This window comes from Pseudomonas nunensis, assembly GCF_024296925.1.
In the GTDB taxonomy this organism is placed as follows: Bacteria; Pseudomonadota; Gammaproteobacteria; order Pseudomonadales; family Pseudomonadaceae; genus Aquipseudomonas; species Aquipseudomonas nunensis.
This window is the reverse complement of the sequence record NZ_CP101125.1, coordinates 2,788,566-2,814,421: the sequence shown is the minus strand read 5'-3', so window position 1 is coordinate 2,814,421 and position 25,856 is coordinate 2,788,566. Positions and strand designations below refer to the sequence as shown.

General features: G+C 58.6%; 23 protein-coding genes and 2 pseudogenes. 8 read left to right on the top strand and 17 right to left on the bottom strand.

Going from position 1 to position 25,856, the window contains the following annotated elements; translation table 11 throughout:
* Nucleotides 1–31: 31 nt before the first annotated feature.
* From NK667_RS12060 to NK667_RS12045, 4 genes are all read left to right on the top strand, one after another.
* Nucleotides 32–373 carry a nuclear transport factor 2 family protein gene (locus NK667_RS12060; protein WP_054614864.1) on the top strand — a complete coding sequence of 114 codons (342 nt, stop codon included), beginning with the start codon at nt 32–34 and terminating at the stop codon, nt 371–373.
* 181 nt (nt 374–554) lie between these two features.
* A complete protein-coding gene (gene zapE, locus NK667_RS12055) occupies nt 555–1,673 on the top strand; it encodes a cell division protein ZapE (protein ID WP_054614863.1) in 1,119 nt (372 codons plus the stop codon).
* A gap of 18 nt (nt 1,674–1,691) precedes the next feature.
* Nucleotides 1,692–2,273, top strand: coding sequence for a DinB family protein (locus tag NK667_RS12050; RefSeq protein ID WP_054614862.1), 582 nt, complete (start codon nt 1,692–1,694; stop codon nt 2,271–2,273).
* 144 nt (nt 2,274–2,417) lie between these two features.
* Complete coding sequence (locus tag NK667_RS12045; RefSeq protein WP_054046335.1) at nt 2,418–2,909, top strand: GNAT family N-acetyltransferase; 492 nt, start codon at nt 2,418–2,420, stop codon at nt 2,907–2,909.
* Nucleotides 2,910–2,995: 86 nt separating this feature from the next.
* Here the strand turns inward: NK667_RS12045 and NK667_RS12040 are convergent, their stop codons facing one another.
* The 4 genes from NK667_RS12040 to NK667_RS12025 form a co-directional block, all read right to left on the bottom strand.
* On the bottom strand, nt 2,996–3,202 hold the full coding sequence (locus NK667_RS12040) for a DUF2790 domain-containing protein (RefSeq protein WP_054046333.1): 207 nt from the start codon (nt 3,200–3,202) through the stop codon (nt 2,996–2,998).
* Nucleotides 3,203–3,574: 372 nt separating this feature from the next.
* Nucleotides 3,575–5,815: a TonB-dependent siderophore receptor gene (locus NK667_RS12035; RefSeq protein ID WP_054614861.1), complete on the bottom strand. Its 2,241-nt coding sequence runs from the start codon at nt 5,813–5,815 to the stop codon at nt 3,575–3,577.
* Between the two features lie 225 nt (nt 5,816–6,040).
* Entirely contained in the window at nt 6,041–7,789 is a 1,749-nt protein-coding gene (locus NK667_RS12030) for a phosphoethanolamine transferase CptA (protein WP_054614860.1), read from the bottom strand.
* 294 nt (nt 7,790–8,083) lie between these two features.
* Nucleotides 8,084–8,263 (bottom strand): DUF6026 family protein, encoded by a 180-nt coding sequence (locus NK667_RS12025; protein ID WP_054614859.1) that lies wholly within the window; start codon nt 8,261–8,263, stop codon nt 8,084–8,086.
* Between the two features lie 273 nt (nt 8,264–8,536).
* Between NK667_RS12025 and gnd the strand changes: the two genes are divergently transcribed.
* Genes gnd through NK667_RS12010 form a run of 3 tightly spaced genes read left to right on the top strand, consistent with a single transcriptional unit; the run spans nt 8,537 to nt 11,855 of the window.
* Nucleotides 8,537–9,517: a phosphogluconate dehydrogenase (NAD(+)-dependent, decarboxylating) gene (gene gnd, locus NK667_RS12020; RefSeq protein WP_054046325.1), complete on the top strand. Its 981-nt coding sequence runs from the start codon at nt 8,537–8,539 to the stop codon at nt 9,515–9,517.
* Nucleotides 9,514–11,037 (top strand): glucose-6-phosphate dehydrogenase, encoded by a 1,524-nt coding sequence (gene zwf, locus NK667_RS12015; protein WP_054614858.1) that lies wholly within the window; start codon nt 9,514–9,516, stop codon nt 11,035–11,037. Before gnd ends, zwf begins: the two co-directional genes overlap by 4 nt.
* Nucleotides 11,034–11,855: a Cof-type HAD-IIB family hydrolase gene (locus tag NK667_RS12010; protein ID WP_054614857.1), complete on the top strand. Its 822-nt coding sequence runs from the start codon at nt 11,034–11,036 to the stop codon at nt 11,853–11,855. The genes zwf and NK667_RS12010 overlap by 4 nt, the downstream gene beginning before the upstream one ends.
* A 116-nt stretch (nt 11,856–11,971) precedes the next feature.
* Here NK667_RS12010 and nhaB read toward each other — a convergent pair whose 3' ends face one another.
* The 3 genes from nhaB to NK667_RS11995 form a co-directional block, all read right to left on the bottom strand.
* Nucleotides 11,972–13,474, bottom strand: coding sequence for a sodium/proton antiporter NhaB (gene nhaB, locus NK667_RS12005; protein WP_054614856.1), 1,503 nt, complete (start codon nt 13,472–13,474; stop codon nt 11,972–11,974).
* A gap of 63 nt (nt 13,475–13,537) precedes the next feature.
* Nucleotides 13,538–14,827: an NHL repeat-containing protein gene (locus tag NK667_RS12000; RefSeq protein WP_054614855.1), complete on the bottom strand. Its 1,290-nt coding sequence runs from the start codon at nt 14,825–14,827 to the stop codon at nt 13,538–13,540.
* Between the two features lie 274 nt (nt 14,828–15,101).
* Nucleotides 15,102–15,368, bottom strand: a complete 267-nt coding sequence (locus tag NK667_RS11995; protein ID WP_054046315.1) for a hypothetical protein — start codon at nt 15,366–15,368, stop codon at nt 15,102–15,104.
* A gap of 342 nt (nt 15,369–15,710) precedes the next feature.
* Between NK667_RS11995 and NK667_RS11990 the strand changes: the two genes are divergently transcribed.
* Nucleotides 15,711–17,036, top strand: a complete 1,326-nt coding sequence (locus NK667_RS11990; protein WP_054046313.1) for a sigma-54 dependent transcriptional regulator — start codon at nt 15,711–15,713, stop codon at nt 17,034–17,036.
* A gap of 202 nt (nt 17,037–17,238) precedes the next feature.
* Here NK667_RS11990 and NK667_RS11985 read toward each other — a convergent pair whose 3' ends face one another.
* The 10 genes and pseudogenes from NK667_RS11985 to NK667_RS32840 all read right to left on the bottom strand — a co-directional run.
* A complete protein-coding gene (locus NK667_RS11985) occupies nt 17,239–18,519 on the bottom strand; it encodes a coiled-coil domain-containing protein (RefSeq protein ID WP_054046311.1) in 1,281 nt (426 codons plus the stop codon).
* A gap of 46 nt (nt 18,520–18,565) precedes the next feature.
* Nucleotides 18,566–19,378, bottom strand: coding sequence for a hypothetical protein (locus NK667_RS11980; RefSeq protein ID WP_054614854.1), 813 nt, complete (start codon nt 19,376–19,378; stop codon nt 18,566–18,568).
* 33 nt (nt 19,379–19,411) lie between these two features.
* Nucleotides 19,412–20,092 (bottom strand): C39 family peptidase, encoded by a 681-nt coding sequence (locus NK667_RS11975; protein WP_054614853.1) that lies wholly within the window; start codon nt 20,090–20,092, stop codon nt 19,412–19,414.
* Between the two features lie 62 nt (nt 20,093–20,154).
* A complete protein-coding gene (locus tag NK667_RS11970; protein WP_054614852.1) occupies nt 20,155–21,444 on the bottom strand; it encodes a hypothetical protein in 1,290 nt (429 codons plus the stop codon).
* Nucleotides 21,445–21,499: 55 nt separating this feature from the next.
* A complete protein-coding gene (locus NK667_RS11965; protein ID WP_054614851.1) occupies nt 21,500–22,072 on the bottom strand; it encodes a hypothetical protein in 573 nt (190 codons plus the stop codon).
* Between the two features lies 1 nt (nt 22,073).
* Nucleotides 22,074–22,511 carry a hypothetical protein gene (locus tag NK667_RS11960; protein WP_054614850.1) on the bottom strand — a complete coding sequence of 146 codons (438 nt, stop codon included), beginning with the start codon at nt 22,509–22,511 and terminating at the stop codon, nt 22,074–22,076.
* Nucleotides 22,512–22,843: 332 nt separating this feature from the next.
* On the bottom strand, nt 22,844–23,368 hold the full coding sequence (locus tag NK667_RS11955) for an AAA family ATPase (protein WP_054614849.1): 525 nt from the start codon (nt 23,366–23,368) through the stop codon (nt 22,844–22,846).
* Nucleotides 23,365–23,928 (bottom strand): nicotinamide riboside transporter PnuC, encoded by a 564-nt coding sequence (gene pnuC, locus NK667_RS11950; RefSeq protein ID WP_054614848.1) that lies wholly within the window; start codon nt 23,926–23,928, stop codon nt 23,365–23,367. The genes NK667_RS11955 and pnuC overlap by 4 nt, the downstream gene beginning before the upstream one ends.
* Before the next feature lie 222 nt (nt 23,929–24,150).
* Nucleotides 24,151–24,738 (bottom strand): annotated as a pseudogene (locus NK667_RS32845) (methyl-accepting chemotaxis protein); the annotation flags it as partial.
* 270 nt (nt 24,739–25,008) lie between these two features.
* Nucleotides 25,009–25,695: pseudogene (locus tag NK667_RS32840) on the bottom strand (cache domain-containing protein); the annotation flags it as partial.
* Between the last annotated feature and the right edge of the window lie 161 nt (nt 25,696–25,856).

Genomic DNA, 25,856 nt, shown 5'->3' with positions numbered 1-25,856 from the left:
CTCCAGAATCAAACAACAAGGAGCCTTCAGCATGTCTAATCCAGCCTCTTCACTGGCACCGGCCATCGCCGATTACATCGCCGCCGCCAATGCCCGTGACACCTCGCGGGTCGCCAGTTTTTTCGCTGAGGATGCCAATGTCTTCGATGAAGGCGAGCACCAGGTCGGCACCCAGGCCATCGCCCAATGGATGCAAGACACCGCGCAACGCTACCAGCCTCGGGTCGAAGTGCTCGACGTGCAACTGCGTACCGGCAAGGTGCTGGTGCACAACCTGATTTCCGGGACATTTCCCGGCAGTCCGCTGGAACTGCGCTACACGTTCCGCCTGAACGAACAGGGCAAGATCGCCCGGTTGGATATCTCCCTCTGACATCCGCCACTTAACCCTGTGGGAGCGGGCTTGCTCGCGAAAGCGGTGGGTCAGTCGATATTGATGTCGACTGACACGACGCCTTCGCGAGCAAGCCCGCTCCCACAGGGAAGATTTGTGGTGTTTCAAATAATCGGGCGGCTGGCATACTGCGTGGCTTCAGACTTGAAGCGCGGCCCTCATGACTTTCGATTCCCCGTTAAGCGCTTGGCAATACGCCGTTGAACAGAAGGGCTTCGTCCAGGACGAGGCCCAGGAACATGCCGTCTGGGCCCTGCAAAAGTGTCACGAAGCCTTGCACGAAGGGCATAAGTCCATTACTGGCGTTTACCTTTGGGGCCCGGTCGGTCGCGGCAAGACCTGGTTGATGGATCAGTTCTACGAAAGCCTGCGGGTGCCGGCCCGGCGCCAGCATTTCCACCACTTCATGGGTTGGGTGCATCAGCGTTCATTCCAACTGACCGGCACCGCCGACCCGCTCAAAGCCCTGGCCCAAGAGTTGGCCCAGGAAGTCCGGGTGTTGTGTTTCGATGAGTTGTTCGTCAACGACATCGGCGACGCGATCATTCTCGGCCGACTGTTCCAGGTGATGTTCGAGGAAGGCGTGGTGGTGGTCAGCACCTCCAATCAACCGCCGGATCAGCTGTATGCCGATGGCTTCAATCGTGACCGTTTTACCCCGGCCATCGAGGCGATCAAGCAGCATATGCAGGTGATCGCGGTGGATGGCGGGGAAGATCATCGCCTGCATCCCGGCACGGCGTTGCAGCGGTATTGGGTCGGGGCACTTGATCAGCCCAGCGGTTTGGCCGAAGCGTTCAAGGCCCTGACTGTTGGCCAGTCGGTGTCGAGTGATCCGATCCAGGTCGGCTATCGCAGCGTCCATGTGGTGCAGGCCAGTGCCACGGTGCTTTGGTGTCGCTACGCTGACCTGTGCGAACAACCTTTCGCCGCCATGGACTTCATGGCCCTGTGCGACACCTTCAGCGCTATCCTGATGAGTGAAGTGCCCAACCTCAGTGCGCAAAAACGCGAAGGGCGGATTGCGCGGGGCACGGAAGACGGGGCGGAACGGGTGGTGGCCGGTGACCGCGAGTTGCCGCAGTTGTCGGTGCATGACGACGGCGTGCGGCGCTTCATCGCGCTGGTGGACGAGTGCTACGACCGTAAGGTGCCGCTGTACCTCGAAGCCCAGGTGCCGATGGACGCCTTGTACACCGAGGGTTACCTGGAATTCCCGTTCCGCCGCACGCTCAGCCGTTTGCAGGAAATGCAGCTGCAACGCTTTGCCGACGTTTGAGCACCAGGAGGAGCGACGATGAATCAGCCTCTGTCTCACCATTTACTGACCATGGCCTACCAGAACGCCTGGGCCAACCATCGACTGGCCAAGGCCTGGGGCCAGTTGAGCGCGTCGGAATTGGCGGCACCGCGTGTCAGTTTTTTCCCGAGCATCTGTGCGACCCTCAACCACATCCTCACCTGTGACTGGTTCTACGTGGACGCTCTGGAGCGCGAGTTGCGCGGTGATGTGCCGCATCCCGATTGCTACGTGTTTTTCAAGGATGAACAACCGTTCACGCACGCCGATGACCTCAAGCACGAACAGGTCAGCGTGGACCGACGGCTGATCGCTTATTGCGAACAACTGCGTGATGCGGATCTCGGGCAGATGGTGACCATCGCACGGGATCCGCCGCAACACGACAGCCGTTTGCGCATGCTTTCTCATTTGTTCGAACACCAGATTCACCACCGTGGGCAGGTTCACGCCATGCTCAGTGGCACTTCAGTCAAACCGCCGCAACTGGACGAGTTTTTTTGCGCTGGGGAGGCGGGGTTGCGGGCGCAGGATTTTGCTGAGTTGGGTTGGACCGAAGAATTGGTGTGGGGCCACTAAGATCAAAAGATCGCAGGCTTCGGCGGCGCCCACAGGCGCGTAGGAGCTGCCGAAGGCTGCGATCTTTTGATCTTGTCCCGGTTGTCCCCACGTCACCTTCACGCTAATGTCCGTGGCCAATTTGATGTGTGATCGAGGGTGGAAATGGAATCCGCAGAAATACTTGTCCTTCAAGCCAGCTACACCAACCCGGTACATGCCGAGGCCATTTGCCTGGTGCTGAACAGCTACGCCGAAGACCCGATGGGCGGCGGCGAACCGCTGGACGCCGAGGTGTTGCGGCAACTGCCGGCGGAACTGGCCAAGCGTCCATATGCTTTCAGCGTGTTGGCGTTCGTCGGCGGCGAACCGGCAGGGCTGGTCAATTGCTTTGAAGGCTTTTCGACCTTCGCCTGTCGGCCACTGGTCAACGTGCACGATGTGGCGGTGGTGCCGAAGTTTCGAGGCCTGGGGCTGAGCCAGAAAATGCTGCAAAAGGTCGAAGACATCGCCCGCCAGCGCGGCGCCTGCAAGATCACCCTCGAAGTCCTGGAAGGCAATGACGTCGCCCAGGCGTCCTATGCCAAGTTCGGTTTTGCGCCCGGCATGTTCGACCCGGCCCACGGGCGCATGCTGTTCTGGATCAAGGCCCTGTAAATCCCTGGCATAAAAAAGGGCGTCCATCAGGACGCCCGAAGTGTCAGCTCTGACGGCGGAGCAGGGGCCGTCAGAGGTCCATGGGTTCAGGGTTTGTAATATTCGGTCACTTGCGCGGTTTGATCGTCCGGGACCCGCAGCTCATGGCTTTGACGTTGATCGGTCTGGCTTTGCGCCGTGTGGACCGGAAAGTTGTCCCAATGATGCTTCATCCGCTCTGCGCCGCCTTCGGCAAACGCGCTGGCGGAACCGACAAGCAGCAGGCCGGCGAATATCAGGCTGACTCGTTTCATGGTGTATCTCCCACTAAGAATGACGGGGTGCCTTTCATCCGTGATTCAAGGGCGTGGGCGCAGTATCGGCAGACCCTATTAAGTCTGAATTAAGTGTGGGAGCGAGCCTGTTGTGGCGAGGGAGCTTGCTCCCGCTCGAGTGCGCAGCGCTCGTTTTTTTTTGGGCTGCTTCGCAACCCACCGGGAGCAGGCTCCCTCGCCACACAAGCTCGCTCCCACAATGGATCTGTGGTGAACGCAACTACTGCATCCAGCTTCAATCCCTGTGGGAGCGAGCTTGCTCGCGATGGCGGCAGCACATCCAACATTAATGTTGCCTGACTCACCGCTTTCGCGAGCAAGCCCGCTCCCACAGTAGAGACTTGGTATGGCTCAGAGTTTCCAGTCCAGGCTCAACGTGACCGTGCGCGGGTCGCCCCAGAACACGCCGTTGTAGAAGCCGACGTTGTCGTAATACTTCTTGTCGAACAGGTTATCCACGTTCAGCGAGGCCGACAGGTGCTTGTCGAACGCATAACGCGACATCAACTTGACCACCGTGTAGGCCCCTTGGCGGATCTTCGCGTTTTCGGTGATCAGGTCTCCCTGATCGTCCCGACCGATCGGGCGATTGGAATTGCCCCAGATATCACTCTGCCAATTCACCGCACCACCGACGGTCAGCGCATGCCAGTCGCCGGGCAGGCGATAGGCCGTAGACAGTCGCAGCATGTTCAACGGTTCATTGGTGTTCGCGCGCTGCTTATCGCCGTTCGCCGCGTGGGTGTAGGTGTAACCGGCGGTCATGTTCCAGTCAGTCATGACTTCACCGGAGACTTCGACTTCGAAGCCCTGCACCTTCTGCCCCTTGCCCCCGGATTTATAGAACTGCTCGCCAGTCAGCGGGTCTTGCGGCACCGAGTCGTCGAGTTCGGCGACGTTATCCTGCTTGCTCCAGAACAACACCGTGGCGACGTTCAGTCGTTCGTCCAGCAAGCTGCCCTTCAGACCGAGTTCATAGTTGCTGCCGACCACCGGCTCCAGGTATTTGCGGTTGGCGTCACGGTTGTCCTGAGGCTTGAAGATGTCGGTGTAGCTGACGTAGACGGTGTACTCGGGCGTTAGGTCGTAGAGCAACCCGGCGTACGGCGTCCAGATATCGCTTTGTTGCTGGGCAGTGATTTCGACGCCGGTCAGTTGCAGGTTTTTATCGTAGCTGTAGTTCTTGTTCGAGGTTTTCCAACTGCCATATCGGCTGCCGAGTACCGCGTGAACGCGGTCGGTCAGGCTCAGGCGCGTGGCCAGGTAGCCAGCCTTTTGCCGAGTGCTGTCCGATGCGCCGGTGAGGCCAGTGACGGTGTCGGGAAATTTGGCGATGCCACCCATGTATTTCCAGTCGGGGATGTTGCCATAGCCCGCAGGCACGGCGCCGCCCACGGTGTGCGGTGATTCTGAACTGCGCTCCGCTTCGCCATAACCGAACATCAATTCGTGTTCCCTCCCGAACAGCGCATAAGGACCGGCCACATTGATGTCATAGGTGTCCATTTTCTGCGTGCCGAGCATGTGGCTGCTGTAAGCACTCATGCCGCTGCGATCGTCATTCGGGAAGCCACCGCCGCCGTAGTAGACCTTGCCGTCGGTATCGCTGTCGCGGTGGGTGTAGGCCGCTTTCAGGTGCCAGCCGCCGCCCAGTTGTTGGTCGAGGTTGGCGAAAGCGGTCTTGTCCTTGAGCGGCCAGGAACTCCACGACGTCGCCATGTGGGTCGAACGCCCTAGGTTGGCCTTGCCACCGGACGAGTTCCAATACGGCACCGTGCCCCAGGACGTGCCTTGGACCTGTTTATCCTGATAGTCGTAACCCACCGCCAGCAGCGTGTCGTCGGTGAGATCGGCTTCCAGCACGCCGTAACCGACTTCCCGTTGCATCTGGTAATGATCGCGGAACGACTGACTGTCGCGATAGGCCAGCACGCTGCGCCCGCGCAAACGCCCGTCGAACGCCAACGGGCCGCCGACGTCCACGTAGCTGTAGTAATCGTCATAACTGCCGCCGCTGACCCCGGTCTGGGCCTGCCATTGCGCGGTCGGCCGCTTGCGCACCATGTTGATGGTGGCCGACGGGTCGCCCGCGCCGGTGGTCAACCCGGTGGCGCCGCGAACCACTTCGATGCGGTCGTAGATGATGGTGTCGGAATCGGACTTCATGCGCCCGAAGGTGTTGAGCATGCCATCGATCTGGAAGTTGTTGATCTCATAGCCACGGGACGAATAGCTGACGCGGTCCGAGTCGTTGTGCTGGACCACCACGCCAGTGGTCTGGCTCATGGCTTCGGAGAGGGTGCCGAGCTTGAAGTCGTCCATTTGCTGGCGAGTGACCACGGACACCGATTGTGGCGTTTCCTTGATCGACAGGTTCAGCCGCGTGGCGGTGCTCATGGCGCCGGTGGTGTAGGACTCGGTATTTTCGGTGGTGCTGCCCAAGCCTTCGGCGGTGACGCTGGTGCTGGCGAGCTCCAGGGCACTGGTGGCCGGATCCTTGTCGGGATCGGTTTCGGCCAGCAAATCCGGGCTCAAGGCTGCACTGCACAGCCCAAGGGTCAAGGTCATGGAACGGGTGATAGGCGCGAACATCGCAGCCGACTCCTTGTCTTCGAGGGAAAAATTCCGTTTGCTCAAAGACGAAGGGGAGCGGGGGGATTTAGCGTTAAACGAGAATAATTGTCATCTCTGGATATTCAACGCGCAAAAAAATGTGGGAGCGGGCTTGCTCGCGAAAGCGGTGGGTCAGTCAATATTGATATCGACTGATACGACGCCTTCGCGAGCAAGCCCGCTCCCACATGGGGTATTGCGGTGTTACTGCTTGACGACCGATGGCACTTCCGTCACGGCGGCTTTGGGTTTCATCAGGCTGAAGTCGATCAGCGGACGCTGCTGACGCTCGTACGGGTTGCCGATCATCAACGGTCGCGGCTTGAAGCTGTCGCTGACCAGGCTCTTGCTGTGGTCCAGTTCATCGAAACTCAGGCCCGCCATGTCGGCCCAGGTGTGGATCAACTGCGAGCTGCTGTAAGGGCGGCTCAGGTCGGCGGCAAAATTCCAGTCGTGGGTGTCACGCCATTTCGGCGAGGCCCAGGCCATGAACGGAATGGTGTACATCGGCGCCGTCGGTTTGTTTTCGTTACGCCCCAAGGTGTTGTGGCCCGGGGAGTCGAAGACGTCTTCGCCGTGGTCGGAGAGGTACATCAGGAAGCCGTTTGGATCGACCTTGGCGTAGTCCTTGATCAGGCTCGACACCACGAAGTCGTTGTACAGCACCGCGTTGTCATAGCTGTTGTAGGTCGGCACTTCGGCGTCTTTTACGCCGGCCGGAACCCCGGTGCGGTCCTTGAACTTGTCGAAGGTCGGCGGGTAACGGTACTGGTAGCTCATGTGCGTACCGAGCAGATGCACGACGATCAACTTGTGCGCCGCCGGATCACTCAGGGCCTTGTTGAACGGCTCGATCACGTCGCCATCGTACTGGGCGGCGTTCTGGTTGCGGTTGTTGTTCAGGTACACCTGCTCGTCAGCCTGTTCGGAGAACGTGGTGAGCATGGTGTTGCGCTTGGTCATGGTCTGCTGGTTGGTGATCCAGAAGGTCTTGTAACCGGCCTGTTTCATCATGCTGACCAGCGACGGGGTCGTCAGGTACAGGTCCGGGTTCTCTTCGTCGGCGAAGGTCAGCACCTGTTGCAACGCCTCGATGGTGTAGGGGCGCGGGGTGATGACGTTATTGAAGATCGCCAGTTGATCCTTGAGCTTGTCCAGTTCCGGCGTGGTCTCGCGGTTGTAGCCGTAAAGGCTCATGCGCTGACGGTTGGTGGACTCGCCGATCACCAGCACCAGGGTCGACGGTTGGTCGGCCATGGTGTTCTTGAGGTTTTTCAGCGGCGCGATCTTGCTCGCACTGTCGAGCATGTCTTGCATGCCGGCCAGGGTGTCGAGGTAACGGTGATACGCCACGGCCATTTGCCACGGCACGGCCGGCTCGATACGGGTTTCGAACTTCTCGAAACCGCCGGCAAAGCTGCCGGTGCGGGCGGTTTGCTTGATCAGCGGATAACCGACCACCGCCACCAGGATCGCCGTCGCAGCGACCAGCGCTCGTCCGCGCGGCATATACACCGGGCGCAGGCGGGTCCACAGGAAGTAAGCGAACGCGGTGTGAGCGAGGAACGCCGCCACCATCCACCAGGCAAAGTACTGGGTCATGTACTCGCCGGCTTCAGAGATGTTCGACTCGAACATGATGAAGATTACGCTCTGGGAAAACTCCTGCTGATAGATGAAGAAGTAGCCCAGGCTGGCCATCGAACAGGCCCACAGCACGACGCCGATCAGCGCGGCCATCAGGCGGGTGCGCTTGGGGAACAGCAGCATCGGCGCCAGCCAGATGGCACTCATCACAAACGCCTGGCGAAACCCGCTGAAACCGGAGGTGCCGGTCAATTGGATCAGCAGCTGGGTAATGCCGGAGAAGTACCAGAAGAATACAAATAGCCAGATGAACCCGGCCCAATCGAAACCTGTCGCAGACGTTTTGCTGCGTTTGAGCAATGCCATTAAGTACGTACTCCCACCGGCGTCATGGAGTCACCGGCGTCATCAAACGAACCCACGAGAAACCGCTGCCCGAGAACCGAACAGCCACAAGGATCGGGAGTATCGCTACACGAGTGTGAAAACTTTGTGAGTTTCGTTCAGGAACGCGACAGGAAGTGCAGGCTTGGATGGCATTTCATGTGGGAGCGGGCTTGCTCGCGAATGCGTCCGGTCAGTCAGCATTTGTGTGGCTGACACACCGCTTTCGCGAGCAAGCCCGCTCCCACAGGGGATGGCGGGGGTGCTAAGGGGGAATCAGGCGCTAAGCGAAGGCATCGGTTGCCCGGAGAGTTGAGCCTGTTGCTGCAGCAATTGCCTGAGCTGGGCCACCTGGGTCTTCAAGGTGTCACGCTCATCTTTCAATTGGCGCAGTTCATCACGACGAATCGTGACGTAGAGAGTTTGTGGGGGACGTGCGGTAACGATTGTGTCCATTGCTCACCTCGCAAATGGCCTGCATCAACTGTGGTTGTGCCGTTCTTGCGAGCGACATAAACACTATCGGCACCGATTTTGATTTCTTTTGCCCATGATGGGAACTTTTTTATTTTTCATGGTCGGTGTGTCTTCAACACGATTCCCGACGTTATCAGTGTGAATCGGGCACAATGCCCGGAAACTTCATCCCGGCGCTCTGGACTAACCCACATTAGTCGCGTTGGGCTATAACCTTTGACACACATTATTTGCAGTAAGGAGCATCAGCACATGCAACTCGGGATTATTGGACTGGGCCGCATGGGCGGTAATATTGCGCGGCGCCTGATGCTCAACGGGCATACCACCGTTGTTTACGACCGCAATACCGCCTTCGTCGAGAACCTGGCCAAAGAAGGCTCCACCGGCGTTGCCGACCTGCCGGCGCTGGTCGCAGGCCTGGCCAAACCGCGTGCCATCTGGGTCATGCTGCCGGCTGGCGCACCGACCGAAGACACCATCGACACCCTGAGCAACCTGCTCGAAGCCGGCGATACCATCATCGACGGCGGCAACACCTTTTATAAAGATGACATCCGCCGGGCCAAGACCCTGTCGGAAAAAGGCCTGCACTACATCGACGTCGGCACCTCCGGCGGCGTCTGGGGCCTGGAACGCGGTTACTGCATGATGATCGGCGGCGACGCCGAGACCGTGAAGCGCCTTGATCCGCTGTTTGAAAGCCTGGCCCCGGGCCTGGGCGACATCCCGCGCACCAAGGACCGCAAGTCCGACGACGATCGCGCCGAACGTGGCTACATCCACGCCGGCCCTGCAGGCTCTGGCCATTTCGTGAAGATGATCCACAACGGCATCGAGTACGGGATGATGCAGGCCTTCGCCGAAGGTTTTGACATCCTCAAGACCAAATCCAGCGAAAACCTGCCGGAAGACCAGCGTTTTGACCTGAACGTCGCTGACATTGCTGAAGTCTGGCGTCGTGGCAGCGTGGTGTCGTCGTGGTTGCTGGACCTGACCGCCGACGCCCTGGCCAGCGACCCGAAACTCGACGGTTACTCAGGTTCCGTGGCTGACAGCGGTGAAGGTCGCTGGACCATCGAAGCCGCCATGGAACAATCGGTGCCTGTGCCAGTGCTGTCGAACTCGCTGTTCTCGCGCTACCGTTCCCGCGGCCAAGGCACCTTTGGCGACAAAATTCTCTCGGCCCAGCGCTTCGGCTTCGGCGGCCATGTGGAGACATCGAAAAAATGAGTAATACGATCCGCAGGAAATCCAAGGCAGAACCCGCACCACCGACCACGCTGTTCCTGTTCGGTGCCCATGGTGATCTGGTCAAGCGTCTGTTGATGCCGGCCCTGTACAACCTCAGTCGCGACGGCCTGCTTGGCGATGGACTGCGGATCATCGGCGTTGACCACAACGCCATCAGCGATGAAGCCTTCGCGCAAAAGCTCGAAGACTTCATTCGCACCGAAGCGGCCGCCAAGATCGGCAAGGGCGATACAGCCCTTGATCCGGACTTGTGGGCCAAATTGGCCAAAGGCATCAGCTACGTCCAGGGCGATTTCCTGGACGACAGCACCTATCAAGCCCTGGCGGCAAAAATCGCCGACAGCGGCACTGGCAATGCGGTGTTCTACCTGGCCACCGCGCCACGTTTCTTCAGTGAAGTGGTGCGCCGACTCGGCAGCGCCGGTTTGCTCGAAGAAACCCCGGACGCTTTCAGAAGGGTGGTGATCGAAAAACCGTTCGGCTCCGACCTGCAAACCGCCGAAGCCTTGAACGCTTGCCTGCTCAAGGTCATGTCGGAAAAGCAGATCTACCGGATCGATCACTATCTGGGCAAGGAAACCGTGCAGAACATTCTGGTCAGCCGGTTCTCCAACAGCCTGTTCGAAGCATTCTGGAACAACCATTACATCGACCACGTGCAGATCACCGCCGCCGAAACCGTTGGCGTGGAAACCCGTGGCAGTTTTTACGAACACACCGGCGCCTTGCGGGACATGGTGCCCAATCACCTGTTCCAGTTGCTGGCGATGGTGGCCATGGAACCGCCGGCCGCGTTTGGCGCCGATGCGGTACGTGGCGAAAAAGCCAAAGTGGTCGGCGCGATCCGCCCATGGTCGGTTGAAGATGCGCGGGCCAACTCGGTGCGCGGCCAGTACGCCGCTGGCGAAGTCGATGGCAAGCCATTGGCCGGTTATCGTCAGGAAGGCAACGTGGCGCCGGACAGCAACACCGAAACCTACGTCGCGCTAAAAGTCATGATCGACAACTGGCGCTGGGTCGGCGTGCCGTTCTACCTGCGCACCGGCAAGCGCATGAGCGTGCGCGACACCGAGATCGTCATCTGCTTCAAACCGGCGCCGTACGCGCAGTTCCGTGACACCGAAGTCGATGAGTTGCAGCCGACCTATCTGCGAATCCAGATCCAGCCCAACGAGGGCATGTGGTTTGACCTGCTGGCCAAGCGGCCAGGGCCGGCGCTGAAGATGGCCAACATCGAGCTGGGGTTCGCCTACAAGGACTTCTTCGAGATGCAGCCGTCCACCGGCTACGAAACCCTGATCTACGATTGCCTGACCGGCGACCAGACGCTGTTCCAGCGCGCTGACAACATCGAGAACGGCTGGCGCGCCGTGCAGCCGTTCCTCGACGCCTGGCAGCAGGACGCGAGCGTTGAGAGCTACGCGGCAGGTGAAAACGGCCCACAAGCCGCCGAAGACCTGCTGACCCGTGACGGTCGCGTCTGGCACAGCCTCGGATGAGTGATGTACTGAAACAACCCATCCGTTTTTTGCTCAGTGACATGGACGGCACCTTGCTGCTGCCCGATCACAGCCTGAGCCAACGCACCATCGACGCGGTTCGCGCATTGCGTGAGGCCGGCGTGCTGTTCAGCCTGGCTACCGGCCGGCCGCCGAAAGCCATGTTGCAGCAGATCGAAGCCCTGGGCGTCGATCTGCCAACCGCTGCGTTCAACGGCGGCACCATCGTCAACCCGGACGGCAGTTTGCTGGTCGCGCATTATTTGCCGGCCACCGCTGCGCTGACCGCACTGGCGCTGTTCGCTGATCGGCCGGACATCGAAATCTGGGTGTTCAGTGGTGGCGACTGGCTGCTCAAAGATCCTAACGGCCCGATGGTGCCTCGTGAACAGCACGGTCTGGGTTATCCGCCGGTGGTGGTCGAGAGTTTTGAGCCGTACCTGGAGCGCATCGACAAGATCGTCGCCACCAGCAACAACACTGACCTGTTGATCGAACTGGAAGCGCTGTTGCTGCCCAAGGTCGAAGGCCAGGCCCAGGTGTCCCGCTCACAGCCGATTTACCTGGACGTGACCGCGATGCAAGCCAACAAGGGCGCGGCGCTGGCGACACTGGCCGAGTTTCTCGGCGTGCCGCTGGAGCAAACCGCCGCACTGGGCGACGGCGGCAATGACCCGGCGATGTTCCATCGTGCCGGGTTGTCGATTGCCATGGGACAGGCGGAAGAAGCGGTGAAGCGCCAGGCCGATGTGGTCACCGGCGCCAACACCGAAGACGGCGCGGCGCAGGCGATTGAGAAGTACATCCTCCCCCAATAACACCCCATTCCCCCTGTGGGAGCGGGCTTGCTCGCGAAAGCGGTATGTCATTCAACATCAATGTTGTCTGACACGGCCTCTTCGCGAGCAAGCCCGCTCCCACATTGGGCCGGTGTTTACAGCCAATAACTCACCGCATACCACCCCAAAACCCCCATCACCACCGTATATGGCAACGCCATCCACACCATCCGCCCATACGACAGGCGAATCAGCGGTGCAATCGCTGAGGTCAGCAAAAACAGAAACGCTGCCTGACCATTCGGTGTCGCCACACTCGGTAAATTGGTCCCGGTATTGATCGCAATCGCCAACGTCTCGAAATGCTCGCGGCTCATATGCCCGGCGATGAACGCCTGTTTCACTTCGGTGATGTAAATCGTCGCCACAAACACGTTGTCGCTGATCGCCGATAACAAGCCATTCGCAATAAACAGCATGCCGGGCTGTTGCTCCGGCGGCAGCGCCAGCACCCACTGGATCAGCGGCGTGAACAGTTGCTGGTCGTGAATCACCGCCACCACGGCGAAAAACACCACCAGCAGCGCGGTGAACGGCATCGCGTCTTTAAACGCGTTGCCAATACGATGTTCGTCAGTGATGCCGGTAAACGCGGTGATCAACACGATCACCATCAAGCCAATCAACCCGACTTCTGCAATGTGAAACGCCAGCCCGGCAATCAGGATCAACGCCGCCACGCCCTGGACCAGCAACGCCGCACGTTGGCGCGCGGTGCGTTCGGCATTGTCTTCGGCGGCATAGTTGGCCAGCACGGCGCGCACATTGTCCGGCAGCAGCGTGCCGTATCCGAACCAGCGCAGCTTTTCCAGCAGCACGCAGGTCACCAGGCCGGCGGCCAGTACCGGCAATGAAACCGGGGCGATCTTCAGGAAAAACTCAGCGAAATGCCAGCCCATCTCATGGCCGATTAGCAGGTTCTGCGGCTCGCCAACCAGCGTGCACACACCGCCGAGAGCCGTGCCCACGGCGCCATGCATCAGCAGGCTGCGCAGAAAGGCGCGGAATTGTTCGAGGTCTTCATGGTGCAGGGTCGGCAGGTGCTGATCGTCGCTGAATTCGCTGTCCTGACGTGGATCGTTGCCCGAGGCGACGCGGTGATACACCGAGTAAAACCCCACTGCCGCGCTGATGATCACCGCCGTGACGGTCAAGGCGTCTAGAAACGCCGACAGAAACGCTGACAGAAAACAGAACATCAACGCCAACAACGCCTTGGAACGCACCCCGAGCAACAGGCGCGAGAACAGAAACAGCAACAGGTCTTTCATGAAGTAGATGCCTGCCACCATAAACATCAGCAGCAGGATCACCGGGAAGTTGTGCACCAGTTCGTCGTACAGCGCCTGGGGCGTGGTCATCTTCAGCAGCAGCGCTTCGATCAGCAACAGGCCGCCGGGCATCAGCGGATAACACTTGAGCGCCATGGCCAGGGTGAAAATAAACTCCAGGACCAGCAACCAACCCGCCGCCACCGGCCCTACGGTCCACAGCACCAGCGCGTTAAGGATCAGGAAGCCGACAATGCTCGCCTTGTACCAGCGGGGCGAGTGCCCGAGAAAATTATGCGCGAACGCCTGGGCCATTGAACCGGACATCGGCTACTCCTTGTATTAAGAAGCGCGCAACTTGCCGGAAGCGTCGGTGAAGATCAACCCGTATCAGCTCAGGTAACGCGCAACCACCGCGCGATAGTTACCGTCCAGCGAGTAACCGCCAACGACAATTCGACCGTTGTCCTGCACGGCCAGGGAAGTCGCGGTGTTCAGGCTGCGGCCCAGACGGGTACGAACCCAGCCGAGGCCATTGGCAAAGCTGCGATCCAGCGTACCTTGGGGCAGATAGCGGGCGAGGATGAAATCGGCTTCGACCCCGCCGATCGTGGCACCGACCGCCAGTACGCTGCCATCCGCCTGAACCTGGGCGGCGGTCCATTGGCTGCCGCTGTGGCCGATTTCCAGGTGTTGCGGTTGACCGCCGTTGCAATGCGTGTCCGGGCGACCGTTGCTGTGCAGTTTCAGCGACAGGCAATGCATCGGGTCGCGACTGCTGCCCAAACAGTGCAAGTCGCCATTGTCCTGCTGGACGATCTGGCTGACCTGAGCGCCGCGCCCCTGTGCCTTGAAGGTCATGAAGCCATCCACGGCGAAGCTGTCGTCCAGTCGGCCATCGGCGTTATAGCGCGCCAGCAAACCTTCGGCAGGGAAATTGATCGAGCCACCTGCCAGGATTCGCCCGTCCTGTTGCAGCATCAGGCTGGCAAGCCAGGTGTTCATCATCAAATGCCTGACAACCACGAACCCACGACCGTTGAAATCGCTGTCCAGGCTGCCGTCGATATTCAGGCGGATCAGCAGGCCGACGTGATCGGCAAGTTCGAAATGATGATTGGCTACCAACAGAATTCGACCGTCCGGTTGCACGGCGATATCGCAGGCCTCGGCGCCCGGTACGCCCGGTGGCAGCCAGTCGTCGCGCAAGCCCTGGGACAGATTGCCAGGCAGGCGCACAACCTGGCGGCCATTGTCGCCAAAGCGTCGAACCGGCTGACCGTGGGAATCGAATAACGCCAGGGCGGGCAGGGTGCGGTGAGCGTCTTCGTATTGCAGGCCAGCCAGCAGAATAGAGCCGCAGGGCAAGACATGCACCTTGCTGCCCATGGCTTCGAAGCCGAGGGCGAATTGGCCGATCAGGCTGCCCTGGTTGCCAAAACCCAGGTCCGCCGAGCCATCCTCCAGCAGGCGGGCCAGGCCAAAGAGGCTGCCGGCATGGGTGCCGACCTTGGCCGCGACCAGCAAACGGCCTTGCGGGTCGATGGCGACACCGTTGGCCATGCTTGAGGAACTGCCGGCGAAATAGACTTGGGTCTTGCCGGCGGCGGCAAATTCCGGATCGAGGTGCCCGGCTGAATTTACCGTGGCGGGGCAGGCGAAAGCGGTCTGGTTTGACATGCACGCATCTCCTTGCCAGTCGACCTCATTCCGGTAACCGGGAGGGTGACTGTGCATGCGAAACATTCAATCCCTGAATGCCTGGATGCACAACTGTCATAACTAACAGGCGGAGGGTCGCTTTGTGCCAGAACAGTGTCTTTTGGAACCACTGAAGAGGGTGCCAACAATCGAGCCTTTATAAAGCAAAAGATCGCCGCTTTCGGCAGTGCCTACATTGGAATACGCGTTTCCTTGTAGGCGCTGCCGAAGGCGGCGATCTTTTGATCTTTAATTAATGAGGCATGGACCACGATTGCAACGTGTAGCCATCTTCGCTGAGTGCAGCGCGCGCCTGTTCCAGCAGATGCTCAAGTTGCACCGGATCGGAGTAAGCGCTGCTTGGGATCTGCGCGCGGCCAATGCGGGTATTGGTGCGGTCGATCACGCTCAGGCAGAGTTCGCCGTTGCCGTCTTGTGGCGCCCAGGCCACGCATTGAAATGGCTTGAACGCGCGGTCGGCAATCAAAAGAGCTTCGTTGATACGGAGCGGGGCGGTCATGGGATCTTCTCTCTATATGCCCAATCAAGTGATGTGCCGTCGGTTGGGCTTACCGTTCGGCTGGTTACTTGTACTGATGCCCTCAATGGGGGGTTGGGTCACACAGAATCCAAAGAAAATTCAACTTTCTTTCATATACTCAATATTCAAGCAGTTTTTGAAAGCTGGCTGAAAGGTTCAGTCGTTAGGTAACTAACAAACTTCCTTCTTATAACTAATTAGTTAAGACTCCTATAATCAAACGATACAAGGTGCCGTCAAATTCTTGCTAATGTTACAGCCAGGTCCGCCAAATGACTGTTTTTAATAATATTTCCTTAAATTTGGCGCCAAGGAACAGTCATGATCGAAGCGCCTGCCTTACGACGTCTGTTAGTGGTTGATCCTTGCGACGATTGCCATCGTCTTTTGCCGGGATTGCGCTCTGTAGGATGGGACGTTGACAGCTGCACGCTGGAAAACGCCGCCGATCGGACCTGCGATGTCGGCCTCTTGCGGTTGCAGCCGTTCCACCTGGAACGGCCCGAAGCCGTCAAGGAATTGATCAGCCGCAGCGGCACCGAATGGATTGCCGTGCTTAACCAGGAAGTCCTGCGACTGCAAAACGTCGGGGATTTTGTATGCGAATGGTTTTTTGACTTCCATACCTTGCCGTTCGACGTCTCCCGGGTCCAGGTGACGCTGGGGCGCGCATTCGGCATGGCGCGGCTGCGCGGGCAGGGCACGATTCACATCGATCAGCCAGAACACGAGTTGCTGGGTGACAGCAAACCGATCCGTGAGCTGCGCAAGTTATTGAGCAAACTGGCGCCCACCGAGTCGCCAGTATTGATCCGCGGCGAAAGCGGCACCGGTAAAGAATTGGTCGCCCGCACCCTGCACCGGCAATCCCAACGCCACAACAAGCCGTTCGTGGCGATCAACTGCGGTGCGATTCCCGAACACCTGATCCAGTCCGAACTGTTTGGCCACGAGAAAGGCGCCTTTACCGGCGCGCATCAACGCAAGATCGGGCGGATCGAAGCCGCGAACGGCGGCACGCTGTTTCTTGATGAAATCGGCGATCTGCCGTTGGAACTGCAAGCCAATCTGCTGCGCTTCCTGCAGGAAAAACACATCGAGCATGTCGGCGGCAGTACGCCGATTCCGGTGGATGTGCGGGTATTGGCGGCGACTCACGTCGACCTGGAGGCGGCCATCGAGAAGAAACGTTTTCGCGAAGATTTGTACTATCGCCTCAACGTGCTGCAAGTGGTCACCGCGCCGCTACGTGAACGCCACGGCGACCTGTCGATGCTGGCCAACCATTTTTCCCATTTCTATAGCCATGAAACCGGTCGCCGCCCGCGCAGCTTCAGCGAAGACGCGTTGATCGCCATGGGCAAGCATGACTGGCCGGGCAATGTTCGTGAGTTGGCCAATCGGGTACGTCGCGGGCTGGTATTGGCCGAAGGACGCCAGATCGAAGCGCGAGACCTGGGGCTGATCAGCCAACAGACGATTGCCGCGCCGATGGGCACGCTGGAAGACTACAAGACCCGCGCCGAGCGCCAGGCTTTGTGCGATGTGCTTAACCGTCACAGCGATAATTTGAGTATTGCTGCCAAGGTGTTGGGGATCTCCAGGCCTACCTTTTACCGGTTGTTGCACAAGCATCAGATACGTTAGACCAAGATCAAAAGATCGCAGCCTCGTTTCACTCGACAGCTCCTACGGGTCTACGCGGATCCGTGTAGGGGCTGTGTAGGAGCTGTGTAGGAGCTGTGTAGGAGCTGTCGAGTGAAACGAGGCTGCGATCTTTTTGACATAGACCCATCCACAAAAAAGCCCCGCTGCGATCGAGTCGCAGCGGGGCTTTGCTTGTTATGGATCAGAAGTAGTAAGGGAATTTCAGGCTAAAGGAAAAGTCTGGCGAGTCCTCGGTCAGGCCAATGGCCAAGTTGGGTACGATCGTCAGGTTATCCGTAGCCGCCAGGGTCATGCCGATGTTGAAGTTGGCCGCGTTGTAATCGCTGTTGGAAATCGATTGCCACTCGCCACCGTCCGGCTTGATCTTGCTCTTGCGGGCGAACTGATCGGTGAACGAAAACGACATACTCATCTTCTCGTTCAAGGCGAACGCAATGCCAGCGCCGACCTGCCAGGAATCACCCAGTTTCACATCGCCTTTCACCTTTGAGCCGACCTGAGGACTGATATCGCTGAAAGAGTCCTGAATGTTGTAGGTGTAGGCCAAGGTGCCGAACAGCACGGCCGGGTCGAAGGTCTTGACCAGCGAGATCCCCGGGGTGATCGACCAGACACCGTTGCCGGTAGGCAAGTCCTCGGGGACCGAGAGGTTATCGTTGGTCGGGTCACTGACCAGCTTGATGCCGTAAGGGTCCTTGCCGGTGGGGGCCTTGACGCGCAGTGTCGCGACCGCGTCGGGCCAGTTGGCCGACTCATCCAGAAACTTGTAAGCCACGCCAACGTTCACGTCGCCGATGGTCGGGTCCCGGGTGACGGTTGCGTCCGACGTCACCGGGCCTGCGCCACCAGCGCCACCGGAGGAATACGTCGATTCGCGATAAACAATCGGGACGTTGATGTCGAACTGCCAGCGCTGTGCCACGTTGTAGCGGGCGGTCAGGTCCAGGGTCCAGTTGTCGGCCTTGATGCGGTCGAGGTTGATGTTGCCGAGAAAGATCGAATCCAGTGCCAGGAAGCCGTTGAGCGTTAACGCGCGGGTATCGTAGTGCGTGTAGGTCACGCCGGTTTCGAGGCTGAACTTGCCGCCACCGAAGAAACCGCTCGCTTCGTCATACAGGTTGGAAACGCTTTGTGCTGGCTCCGAATCATCCTTGAGCGATTGGCCGTACGAACTGCCTGAGGCGCCGGGCGCGCCGGCGGCCACCGTCTGGCCACCCTTGGCCGGCTGGGCAGGGGATTTGGTCAGGCGTTTGGGAGCCGGTGTCGCAGGTGCTTCTTCGACTTGGCGAACGCGCTGCTCAAGTACCATCAGCGCGTTCTGTTGTGCTTCGTAACGCTGTTTCAACTCCGTGAGTTCTTGTTTTAGTGCTTCGACCTGAGGGTCCGGTGCTGCGTATAGCAGTGTCGCCGGGGTCAGGCTACTCAAACAGACGATAGCTCTGAACGTTAACGATCGGTGCATGGGTTAGCCGTCCCTTCTGATTAGATCCGATGAGACTGAGCGTAGATCAGAATCCGATTGTGCGAAGACCTTTGAGCTGATCCAGATTGCCGCTCACAGATCCGGCTGTCGGCACGTTGTCACGTAGCACGACATTCAAGGAAGTGAGGTTGCGCACCTGGTTGCTACTGCCAAGCAAAGTCGTGTTCTGCATCAGTCCACCCTGGGCCAGGCGTTGCACGGTACTGCCCTGGTTGTTGTTGGCGACGATGTTGAGTTGCACTCCTCCTGTATTGGTTGAGGAAACGCTCAGCGAGCCGGCATCATTGTTGCCAACCAGCGTCGAGCCTGGGGTCAATGCCTGGCCCTGCGGTTGGCTTACTGGGGGCTGATCGACCTGACTGGCTTTTGCGACGTTGATATCAACGTTGTTGTAGGCGGTGTTTTTGTCGCCGGCAGCCCGCACGACTTGAGTGACACCTTCGGTGCTGTTGAGGCCGTTGCCGCCAGAAACGATACCGGTCCCGGTATTGGTCCCGGTATTGGTATTGGTATTGGTGTTGGTGCTTGTGTTGGCTACGGAGGGTTGCGAGCTCGTTGAGGTACTAGGTTTTTCGTCGATCATCGACACATAGAACTGCGGCTTGATGGTGTTTTGCTGAACTTGCATCGCGGTGGTCGCCCCGATCAATGCGCCGTTGGCATTCTGCCAAGTGGTGGTCATGACAACGCCGAAACTGACGATCCGTCCAGGCATGACATATCGGCCTCGCAGGGTCGCCAATTCCTGATCTTTCAATTCAATGGGTTTGAATATCTCTGCTTGGGTTGGCAGGCTGGCGGCCAGGCAAACCACAGCCAGCCAGGTTGAAGTTTTCATTGGATGCTCCCGGAGCTTCGTGCTCCCTTGTTATTAGAAGAAGTCGCTTTGGATGAATCCGAAATCCATCAACTCTGCGTCTTGCACCGGGTTGAAATTGTTGATGCGGTTCTTGGCAGTCAGAGGCATGGGTGGGTCGAGCAACGCATTGTTTTTGTCGTAGCCCTGGCCGATGACCGCAAAGATGATGCCGTTCCAGCCTTTGACAAAGTCGTCGACGCTGAAACGTTTATGACCGAGTACCGGATCTCCGATATAGACCCAGCCCTTATGAACTCTTTGCAGGACTACAAAATGTTTGTAGCCACGGATATCCATGAGTACTACGACCGGAATTTTGATTTCACTTAACGTTTCCGTCGCTACACGGTAGCCACGGGCCCGCATGCCGATACTTTCCACGTAGTGCTTCATGTCGAGCATGGAGAAGCCCTGGACGCGGACAAGATTTTGATCCGAGTGGGCCAGCATGCCTTCAATGATCTGATTTTCAGTCACGTCCAGCCAATAGGCCTGGCGCAATACGGTCGCCAGGGCAGCTGCGCCGCAACTGAAGTCGGTTTTCTGTTGAACCAGGTCCTCAAATTTACGTTCGCGTACGCTCTGGATCGGCTTGTACACCACCGCGCCGCCCGGCAGGACGGAAAGCGGCATGCGTGCAGCCTCGCTCACACTGGCCACGCAAAGCAAAAATGCCAAGGCAATCATGCGCATGGTGGGACGCCTTTTGGTTGTTGCTGAAAAAGGCCCCCGTGAGGGGGCCCCAAAGACAGCCATTAGAACGAGTTGTTGGAAATGGCCAGCGAGTTGCTTTGTTGGTTGCCCACACCAGCAGCCACGTTGACACCCAGGTTGCCGCTGCCACCATTCACCGAACCGCTAAGGGTTGCAGTGTTGGTTACAGGGTTGGCCCAGCCAGTTGGAGTCAGCACTTGATAGGAATAGGTGTTGCTCAGATCAAATGAACTGCTCTCAGCGTAGGCTTTCGCCTTGTCATACGAAGACTCGTGGGACTTGCTGCCGGATTTTTCGAACGACGAATCGAACGATTTATCGAACGACGAACTGCCCGATTTGTTGTGCGATTTATCGACCGATACGTCGAGCGTTGCATCAAGCGATGCAGTCAGAGAAGCGTCCGATGACGAACTGGAGCTGCCAGAATTGTGACGGCCATAGTCCCAGGATGCGTTTCTCGAAGCCTCGGCAGAAGCATCCAGCGTAGCGTTCAACGAAGCATTCAGATTAGAGCTAGAAGAACTGCTCTTCTCGAAGCTTTTTGAACCACTGGCATCGAAGCTTTTTGAACCGCTCACGTCAAAGCTCGAAGAAGAGCTTTTACTGCCGGACGCTGCGCTCGCCTTGGCGTAGTTGGCACTGCCGCTCGCCGAGTTAGTAAACGTCAGCGTATCCACACGGTAGGTACGATCGGCGTCGTTATTCACGGTCAAGCCAGGACCACTTTGACTGGCAGAGGCAGTAGCTGTTGCGTTACCCAGTGGAGCATTGGTGTTAGCAATGGCCATGGTGTTTTTCTGTTGGTTAAGGTCGCCGCCAGCAACGTTGACACCCATGTTACCGCTGCCGCCATTAGCCGATCCGCTCATCGTGGCAGAAGCAGTGCTGCCATAGTTGTTGACGCGGTTATTGCTGCTGGTTTGGGTGACGGAAGCAGTGGCGCTGGCAGTGCCGAACACGAACGCGTTGTCAGGAGCGGCAGCGGCGGCGTTGGCAATGGCAGCTGCGTTGTCTTGTTGGTTGCCGTCGCCGGCTGCCACGTTGACACCGACGTTGCCGCTGGTGCCGGTAGCAGAGTTGTTCATCTCGGCTTCGTTAACCGTACCGTTATTGCTGATACGGTTGTTGGTGCTGCTTTGGGTATCCCACGCATTCGCCGTGGCGTAGACAGGGATTCTGGTTGGAGGAGGAGTGTGTTCACCACCGTTGTTGTTATGACCATTGTGGTGGCCGTTATGGTGGTCGTCACTTTGTCCAGCTTGTACAGCAACAGCCATGACCGCAGCAATTGCGAAAACCAGAGGCTTGATTGCCATCGAAGGTTTCATGGTGATTCTCCGTACTGATTTTAGGTTAAGTGTTGTTTTTTTTACCTGTTTTGGGTCAATCCGCGACCCGTACGCTCACGGTGTTGGCCGTTCGGTTTCCCACCCCGGCGCTCTGATTCAACTGAATGACTCCACGGCTACCGGTGAAGGCCTGATCGCTGGTAGCGACCCGGCGATAGCCTGGTGCGGAGTCAGTTGGATCGGAGTTGTTGATCAGCGCCACGTTCTGTTGAAGGAGGACGCTGTCGTCGATACTTTGCGGCTGTGTACTGATGCTTATCCGCAGGGCATTGGCCTGCTGGTTGTTGGCGCCCGCGCTCTGGTTGACGCCCAGCACGCCGTTACCGTTGCTGAAGGCGTTACCCTGAATGCTGGAGCTGGCGTCGATGTGGGGATCCGCGGGTGAATGCAGCCGTTGGCGAATCTGTGTAGATGCATTGGCGTTGTTGCCAATGGCGATGGCCCGGGCGTTGACCTGTTGTTGCTGGTCGCCCGCCGCCTGGTTGACCCCGAGGTTGCCCTGGTACTGCGCGCCCGAACTGTCGATGTCGGCGTTGTCGATGACGGGAGATTGGGCAAAGGACGATGCACTGCAAAACATGGCGATAATCAGCAGCGAACGATTCATGCTAACGGTCTCCCGTTATGATTTTCAGAGCACCCAGGCCTTGCTGGACGTTCGAATTGACCATGTTGGCAATGCCGCTGCCCGAGTTGCCCGAACGTCCGGCAGGGAGGTTGGACAGTTGCTGCTGGTTGCTGATATTGCCGCCCAGGTTGTTGGTGTTTTGAGTCACCAGGTTACTGATGCCTGCGCCACTGGCGACACCGGCAAAATCGCCGTCGCTCAACTCGTTCGTTTGAGTGAGGATCTGCTTGGACGGGTTGGCGTTGACGGTGGTGGGGTGAGGATCGGGGATCAGCGGCGGAATCGTTGCGTTGCGCGTCTGGACGTCACGTTTAATCGTGATGATGCCGTTGTCAGCCTGGACAGGCAGACTGACACTTGAGCCCAATGCGCATCCGATCAGCATGAGGCTGTAAATGCGATTATCAAATTTCCCCACGGCGGCAATTCCTTCTGTGATTAAACGCTGGCCCGTATCCGCGTTGCGAGGAAGAGAGCAGAAGGTGTGCCGGTTTTTGTTTTTCTATTAAAAACAGTGGGTTGACTTTAATTTTCGAAATAATCAAAAAAATTATGTAACGCCGCTGAGACAGAGCCACGCAAAAACGCCGTCCAAGCAGGCGGCAGAGCATGCCAGGGCGCTGAAAGGGAGGGGTGTATCAGTGGTTTAACATTTTCGTTCTGAAGTGCGCGGACCGCTTTAATTCGCGGGTCCGCTCAGGAGGGGGTGTTTCACAAATGGACAGTTAGGGCGGGGCGGAGGGGCTTCTGTCAGGCCTCGAGCAGGCGCGTGACAACCTCGAATGCTGAGTCTTTGCGCTGTTGCCAATCACCGTGCAGAACCTGAAAAGGCTGGCGGTGCAGGTCTAGCCAATCATGGCTGGCCTGGAAAAACGCCTGGCGTTCTGCGAGTTGCGGTTGGCAACGCTGACCGTCGTCATGCCACTCCACGGTTTCAGGGCTCAGCAGCAAATGCAGGTCGTAGTGACGTGCCAGCAATGCTTGCTCGATCCATGTCGGGCAAGCGTTAAACAGGGTGTGGCTCCAAAGGATATTGCTCAAAAGATGAGTATCGAGAATCAACAGTGACGGACGTTTCGCCCGTGCTTCATCTTCCCAGGCCAGTTGGCCAAGTGCGATGGAAGTAATGTCATCGTAGCGGGTTTCGCGTGCTTCGCTGTCGATAAAGTGTCGAACGTATTCATTGACCAAAATGCCGCCAAAATTGGCGAGAATCTCACTCGAAAGCCAGCTCTTTCCGCTGGATTCAGGTCCTGTAAGCACTAGCACTTTCATGCGTGCAACGCCGGATCGGCACGCCATTCACGCCAGCCTTGCACAGCAATCAACGTGAATAAGCCGTAGAGAGCGGCGGTCAGGTACAGGCCTTTATAAATGAACAGGCTGACAAAGATCACATCCAGGACGATCCACAGTGGCCAGCACTGCACACGTTTTTGCGCCATCCATAACTGCGCCACCAGGCTGAAACCGGTCAGTGCGGCATCGAGCCAGGGTTGCGCGGCATCGGTCCAGTGGGCCATGGCTGCACCCAGCAACAGGCTGCCGACCGCACCCGCGGCCAGCCCGAGCAGGATTGGACGCGTACTCAGTTCAGTCACTTGGCGGCCATGATGGGCATCGCCGGCGCGGGTCCATTGCCACCAGCCATAGACCTGAAGCGCGGCGTAGATCACCTGCAGGAGCATGTCCGAATACAGCTTCACCTCAAAGAAGATCCAGCTATAAAGCAGCACCATCACCAGGCCGATCGGCCAGCACCAGGGGTTCTGTTTGACCGTCAGCCAGACGGCGATCACGCCGAGGGCGGCAGCAAACAGTTCAAGCCCGGACATGGCGGTACCTTGGGGGAGTCAAAAGAGGAGCGGATTGTAGCCGTAGGATCCGCCAGCGCAAACCCACGTAGCAGCTGCCGAGCAGCGCGAGGCTGCGTTCGGCGGCGAAGCCGTCGTAAAATCAACCATCGCGGTGTATCCGGTAGACCGTGATTGCATGGTTTGCGACGGCTTCGCCGCCGAACGCAGCCTCGCGCTGCTCGGCAGCTGCTACGGGATCGTTTAGACGCGGAATTGCTTGAGCAACCCGTTCAACTGTTCGCTCAACTCTCTGAGGTGAACACTGGCCAGGCTCGATTGCTCCGCCGCCAATGCCGTGCTGTGGGACAAACCGGCGGCCTGGGTGACGTTCTGGTTGATGTCTTCCACCACATGGGCCTGTTGCAGGGTCGCGCTGGCAATCGAAGCATTCAGCCCATTGAGGTTGCGCAAGGCCTGGCCGATAGCGCTCAGGCTCGCACCGGCGAGGCCGGCCTGTTCGATGGTCAGTTGTGATGCACGGCTGCTGTCGCCGATCACCTTGACCGCCGCTTCGGAATGGTTTTGCAGGCGTTCGATCATCGCCTGGATTTCCGCCGTGGACTTCTGGGTACGCTGCGCGAGCAAGCGGACCTCATCGGCCACCACCGCAAACCCGCGCCCTTGTTCGCCAGCCCGGGCCGCTTCAATCGCGGCGTTGAGCGCCAGCAGGTTGGTTTGTTCGGCAATCGAGCGAATCACTTCCAGCACGCTGCCGATCTGGTTGCTTTCGGCGGCCAGGGTGCGAATCACTTCGACGGCTTGATCGATCGTCCCCGAGAGCTTGTCGATCTGCTGCAAGCTGCCATCGATGTTGACCTGGCCTTGCTGCGCCTGGGACTCGGCATCGCGCATTTCGCTGGCGGCGTGCTCAGCGTTCTTGGCCACATCCTGCACGCCGTAGGTCACTTCATTGATCGCCGTCGCCACCAGCTCCATTTGCTGGGACTGCTGCTGACTGCGTTGCTGGGCTTGGGCGGCGTCGTTGCCGAGGTCGCTGGACGACTGGCCCAGAGCGCTGGCGGACTCCTGCAACTGGCCGACTACCAGGCGCAACTTGGAGGTGAAGGCATTGAAGTGCCGCGCCAGTTGCGTGACTTCATCCTGGCCGTGGGTATCGAGGCTGCGGGTCAGGTCGCTTTCGCCGCTGGCGATGTTGGCCATGGCGTTCACGGTTTCCTGCAACGGCCGCACGATGCTGCGGGCGATCATGATCACCAGCAGCGCCATGATCAGCGCAATCGCCAGGCCAATGAACGAGGCTTTCCAGACCTGCCCGTAGAACTCGGCCTGCATGTCATCGATGTACACGCCAGACCCGATGATCCAGCCCCAAGGCTCGAACAGTTTGACGTAAGAGGTTTTTTCCACCGGCGCACTGGCGCCCGGTTTCGGCCAACGGTAATCGACCATGCCGGCGCCCTTGGCCTTGGCGATGACCACCATTTCGTTGAACAGCGCAAAACCGTCCGGGTCGCGGATCGTCGAGAGGTTCTGGCCTTCGAGTTTCGGGTTGGCCGGGTGCATGATCATCACCGGCGTCAGGTCGTTGATCCAGAAGTAGTCATTCTGGTCATAGCGCAAGCCGCGAACCGCCGTCAGCGCCTGTTTCTGCGCAGCTTCCCGGGTGAGGGTGCCGGCAGTTTCCAGGTCATGGAAGTACGTCAGAATGCCACTGGCGGTCTGCACCACATGCTGGGTTTTCTGCACTTTGGCGCGGTACAGGTCATCGTGGATCTGTTTGAGCATGAGCATGCCCAAGGTCAATAACATCACGATGGCCACGATCAAGATGAGCCACAAGCGTCGGCTGATCGACACACTGCGCAAGCTGTTCATAACGCTGTCACTCCGGATTCTTATTCTTGTCATAAACGACCGCCAGCATCCAAACACGCTTTGCCGGTCAG

What these genes read in the sequence shown, in the direction of transcription:
- NK667_RS12060 (WP_054614864.1), top strand. Translation starts at nt 32, where the DNA reads ATGTCTAATCCAGCCTCTTCACTGGCACCGGCCATCGCCGATTACATC.
- zapE (WP_054614863.1), top strand. Translation starts at nt 555, where the DNA reads ATGACTTTCGATTCCCCGTTAAGCGCTTGGCAATACGCCGTTGAACAG.
- NK667_RS12050 (WP_054614862.1), top strand. Translation starts at nt 1,692, where the DNA reads ATGAATCAGCCTCTGTCTCACCATTTACTGACCATGGCCTACCAGAAC.
- NK667_RS12045 (WP_054046335.1), top strand. Translation starts at nt 2,418, where the DNA reads ATGGAATCCGCAGAAATACTTGTCCTTCAAGCCAGCTACACCAACCCG.
- NK667_RS12040 (WP_054046333.1), bottom strand. Translation starts at nt 3,202, where the DNA reads ATGAAACGAGTCAGCCTGATATTCGCCGGCCTGCTGCTTGTCGGTTCC.
- NK667_RS12035 (WP_054614861.1), bottom strand. Translation starts at nt 5,815, where the DNA reads ATGTTCGCGCCTATCACCCGTTCCATGACCTTGACCCTTGGGCTGTGC.
- NK667_RS12030 (WP_054614860.1), bottom strand. Translation starts at nt 7,789, where the DNA reads ATGGCATTGCTCAAACGCAGCAAAACGTCTGCGACAGGTTTCGATTGG.
- NK667_RS12025 (WP_054614859.1), bottom strand. Translation starts at nt 8,263, where the DNA reads ATGGACACAATCGTTACCGCACGTCCCCCACAAACTCTCTACGTCACG.
- gnd (WP_054046325.1), top strand. Translation starts at nt 8,537, where the DNA reads ATGCAACTCGGGATTATTGGACTGGGCCGCATGGGCGGTAATATTGCG.
- zwf (WP_054614858.1), top strand. Translation starts at nt 9,514, where the DNA reads ATGAGTAATACGATCCGCAGGAAATCCAAGGCAGAACCCGCACCACCG.
- NK667_RS12010 (WP_054614857.1), top strand. Translation starts at nt 11,034, where the DNA reads ATGAGTGATGTACTGAAACAACCCATCCGTTTTTTGCTCAGTGACATG.
- nhaB (WP_054614856.1), bottom strand. Translation starts at nt 13,474, where the DNA reads ATGTCCGGTTCAATGGCCCAGGCGTTCGCGCATAATTTTCTCGGGCAC.
- NK667_RS12000 (WP_054614855.1), bottom strand. Translation starts at nt 14,827, where the DNA reads ATGTCAAACCAGACCGCTTTCGCCTGCCCCGCCACGGTAAATTCAGCC.
- NK667_RS11995 (WP_054046315.1), bottom strand. Translation starts at nt 15,368, where the DNA reads ATGACCGCCCCGCTCCGTATCAACGAAGCTCTTTTGATTGCCGACCGC.
- NK667_RS11990 (WP_054046313.1), top strand. Translation starts at nt 15,711, where the DNA reads ATGATCGAAGCGCCTGCCTTACGACGTCTGTTAGTGGTTGATCCTTGC.
- NK667_RS11985 (WP_054046311.1), bottom strand. Translation starts at nt 18,519, where the DNA reads ATGCACCGATCGTTAACGTTCAGAGCTATCGTCTGTTTGAGTAGCCTG.
- NK667_RS11980 (WP_054614854.1), bottom strand. Translation starts at nt 19,378, where the DNA reads ATGAAAACTTCAACCTGGCTGGCTGTGGTTTGCCTGGCCGCCAGCCTG.
- NK667_RS11975 (WP_054614853.1), bottom strand. Translation starts at nt 20,092, where the DNA reads ATGCGCATGATTGCCTTGGCATTTTTGCTTTGCGTGGCCAGTGTGAGC.
- NK667_RS11970 (WP_054614852.1), bottom strand. Translation starts at nt 21,444, where the DNA reads ATGAAACCTTCGATGGCAATCAAGCCTCTGGTTTTCGCAATTGCTGCG.
- NK667_RS11965 (WP_054614851.1), bottom strand. Translation starts at nt 22,072, where the DNA reads ATGAATCGTTCGCTGCTGATTATCGCCATGTTTTGCAGTGCATCGTCC.
- NK667_RS11955 (WP_054614849.1), bottom strand. Translation starts at nt 23,368, where the DNA reads ATGAAAGTGCTAGTGCTTACAGGACCTGAATCCAGCGGAAAGAGCTGG.
- pnuC (WP_054614848.1), bottom strand. Translation starts at nt 23,928, where the DNA reads ATGTCCGGGCTTGAACTGTTTGCTGCCGCCCTCGGCGTGATCGCCGTC.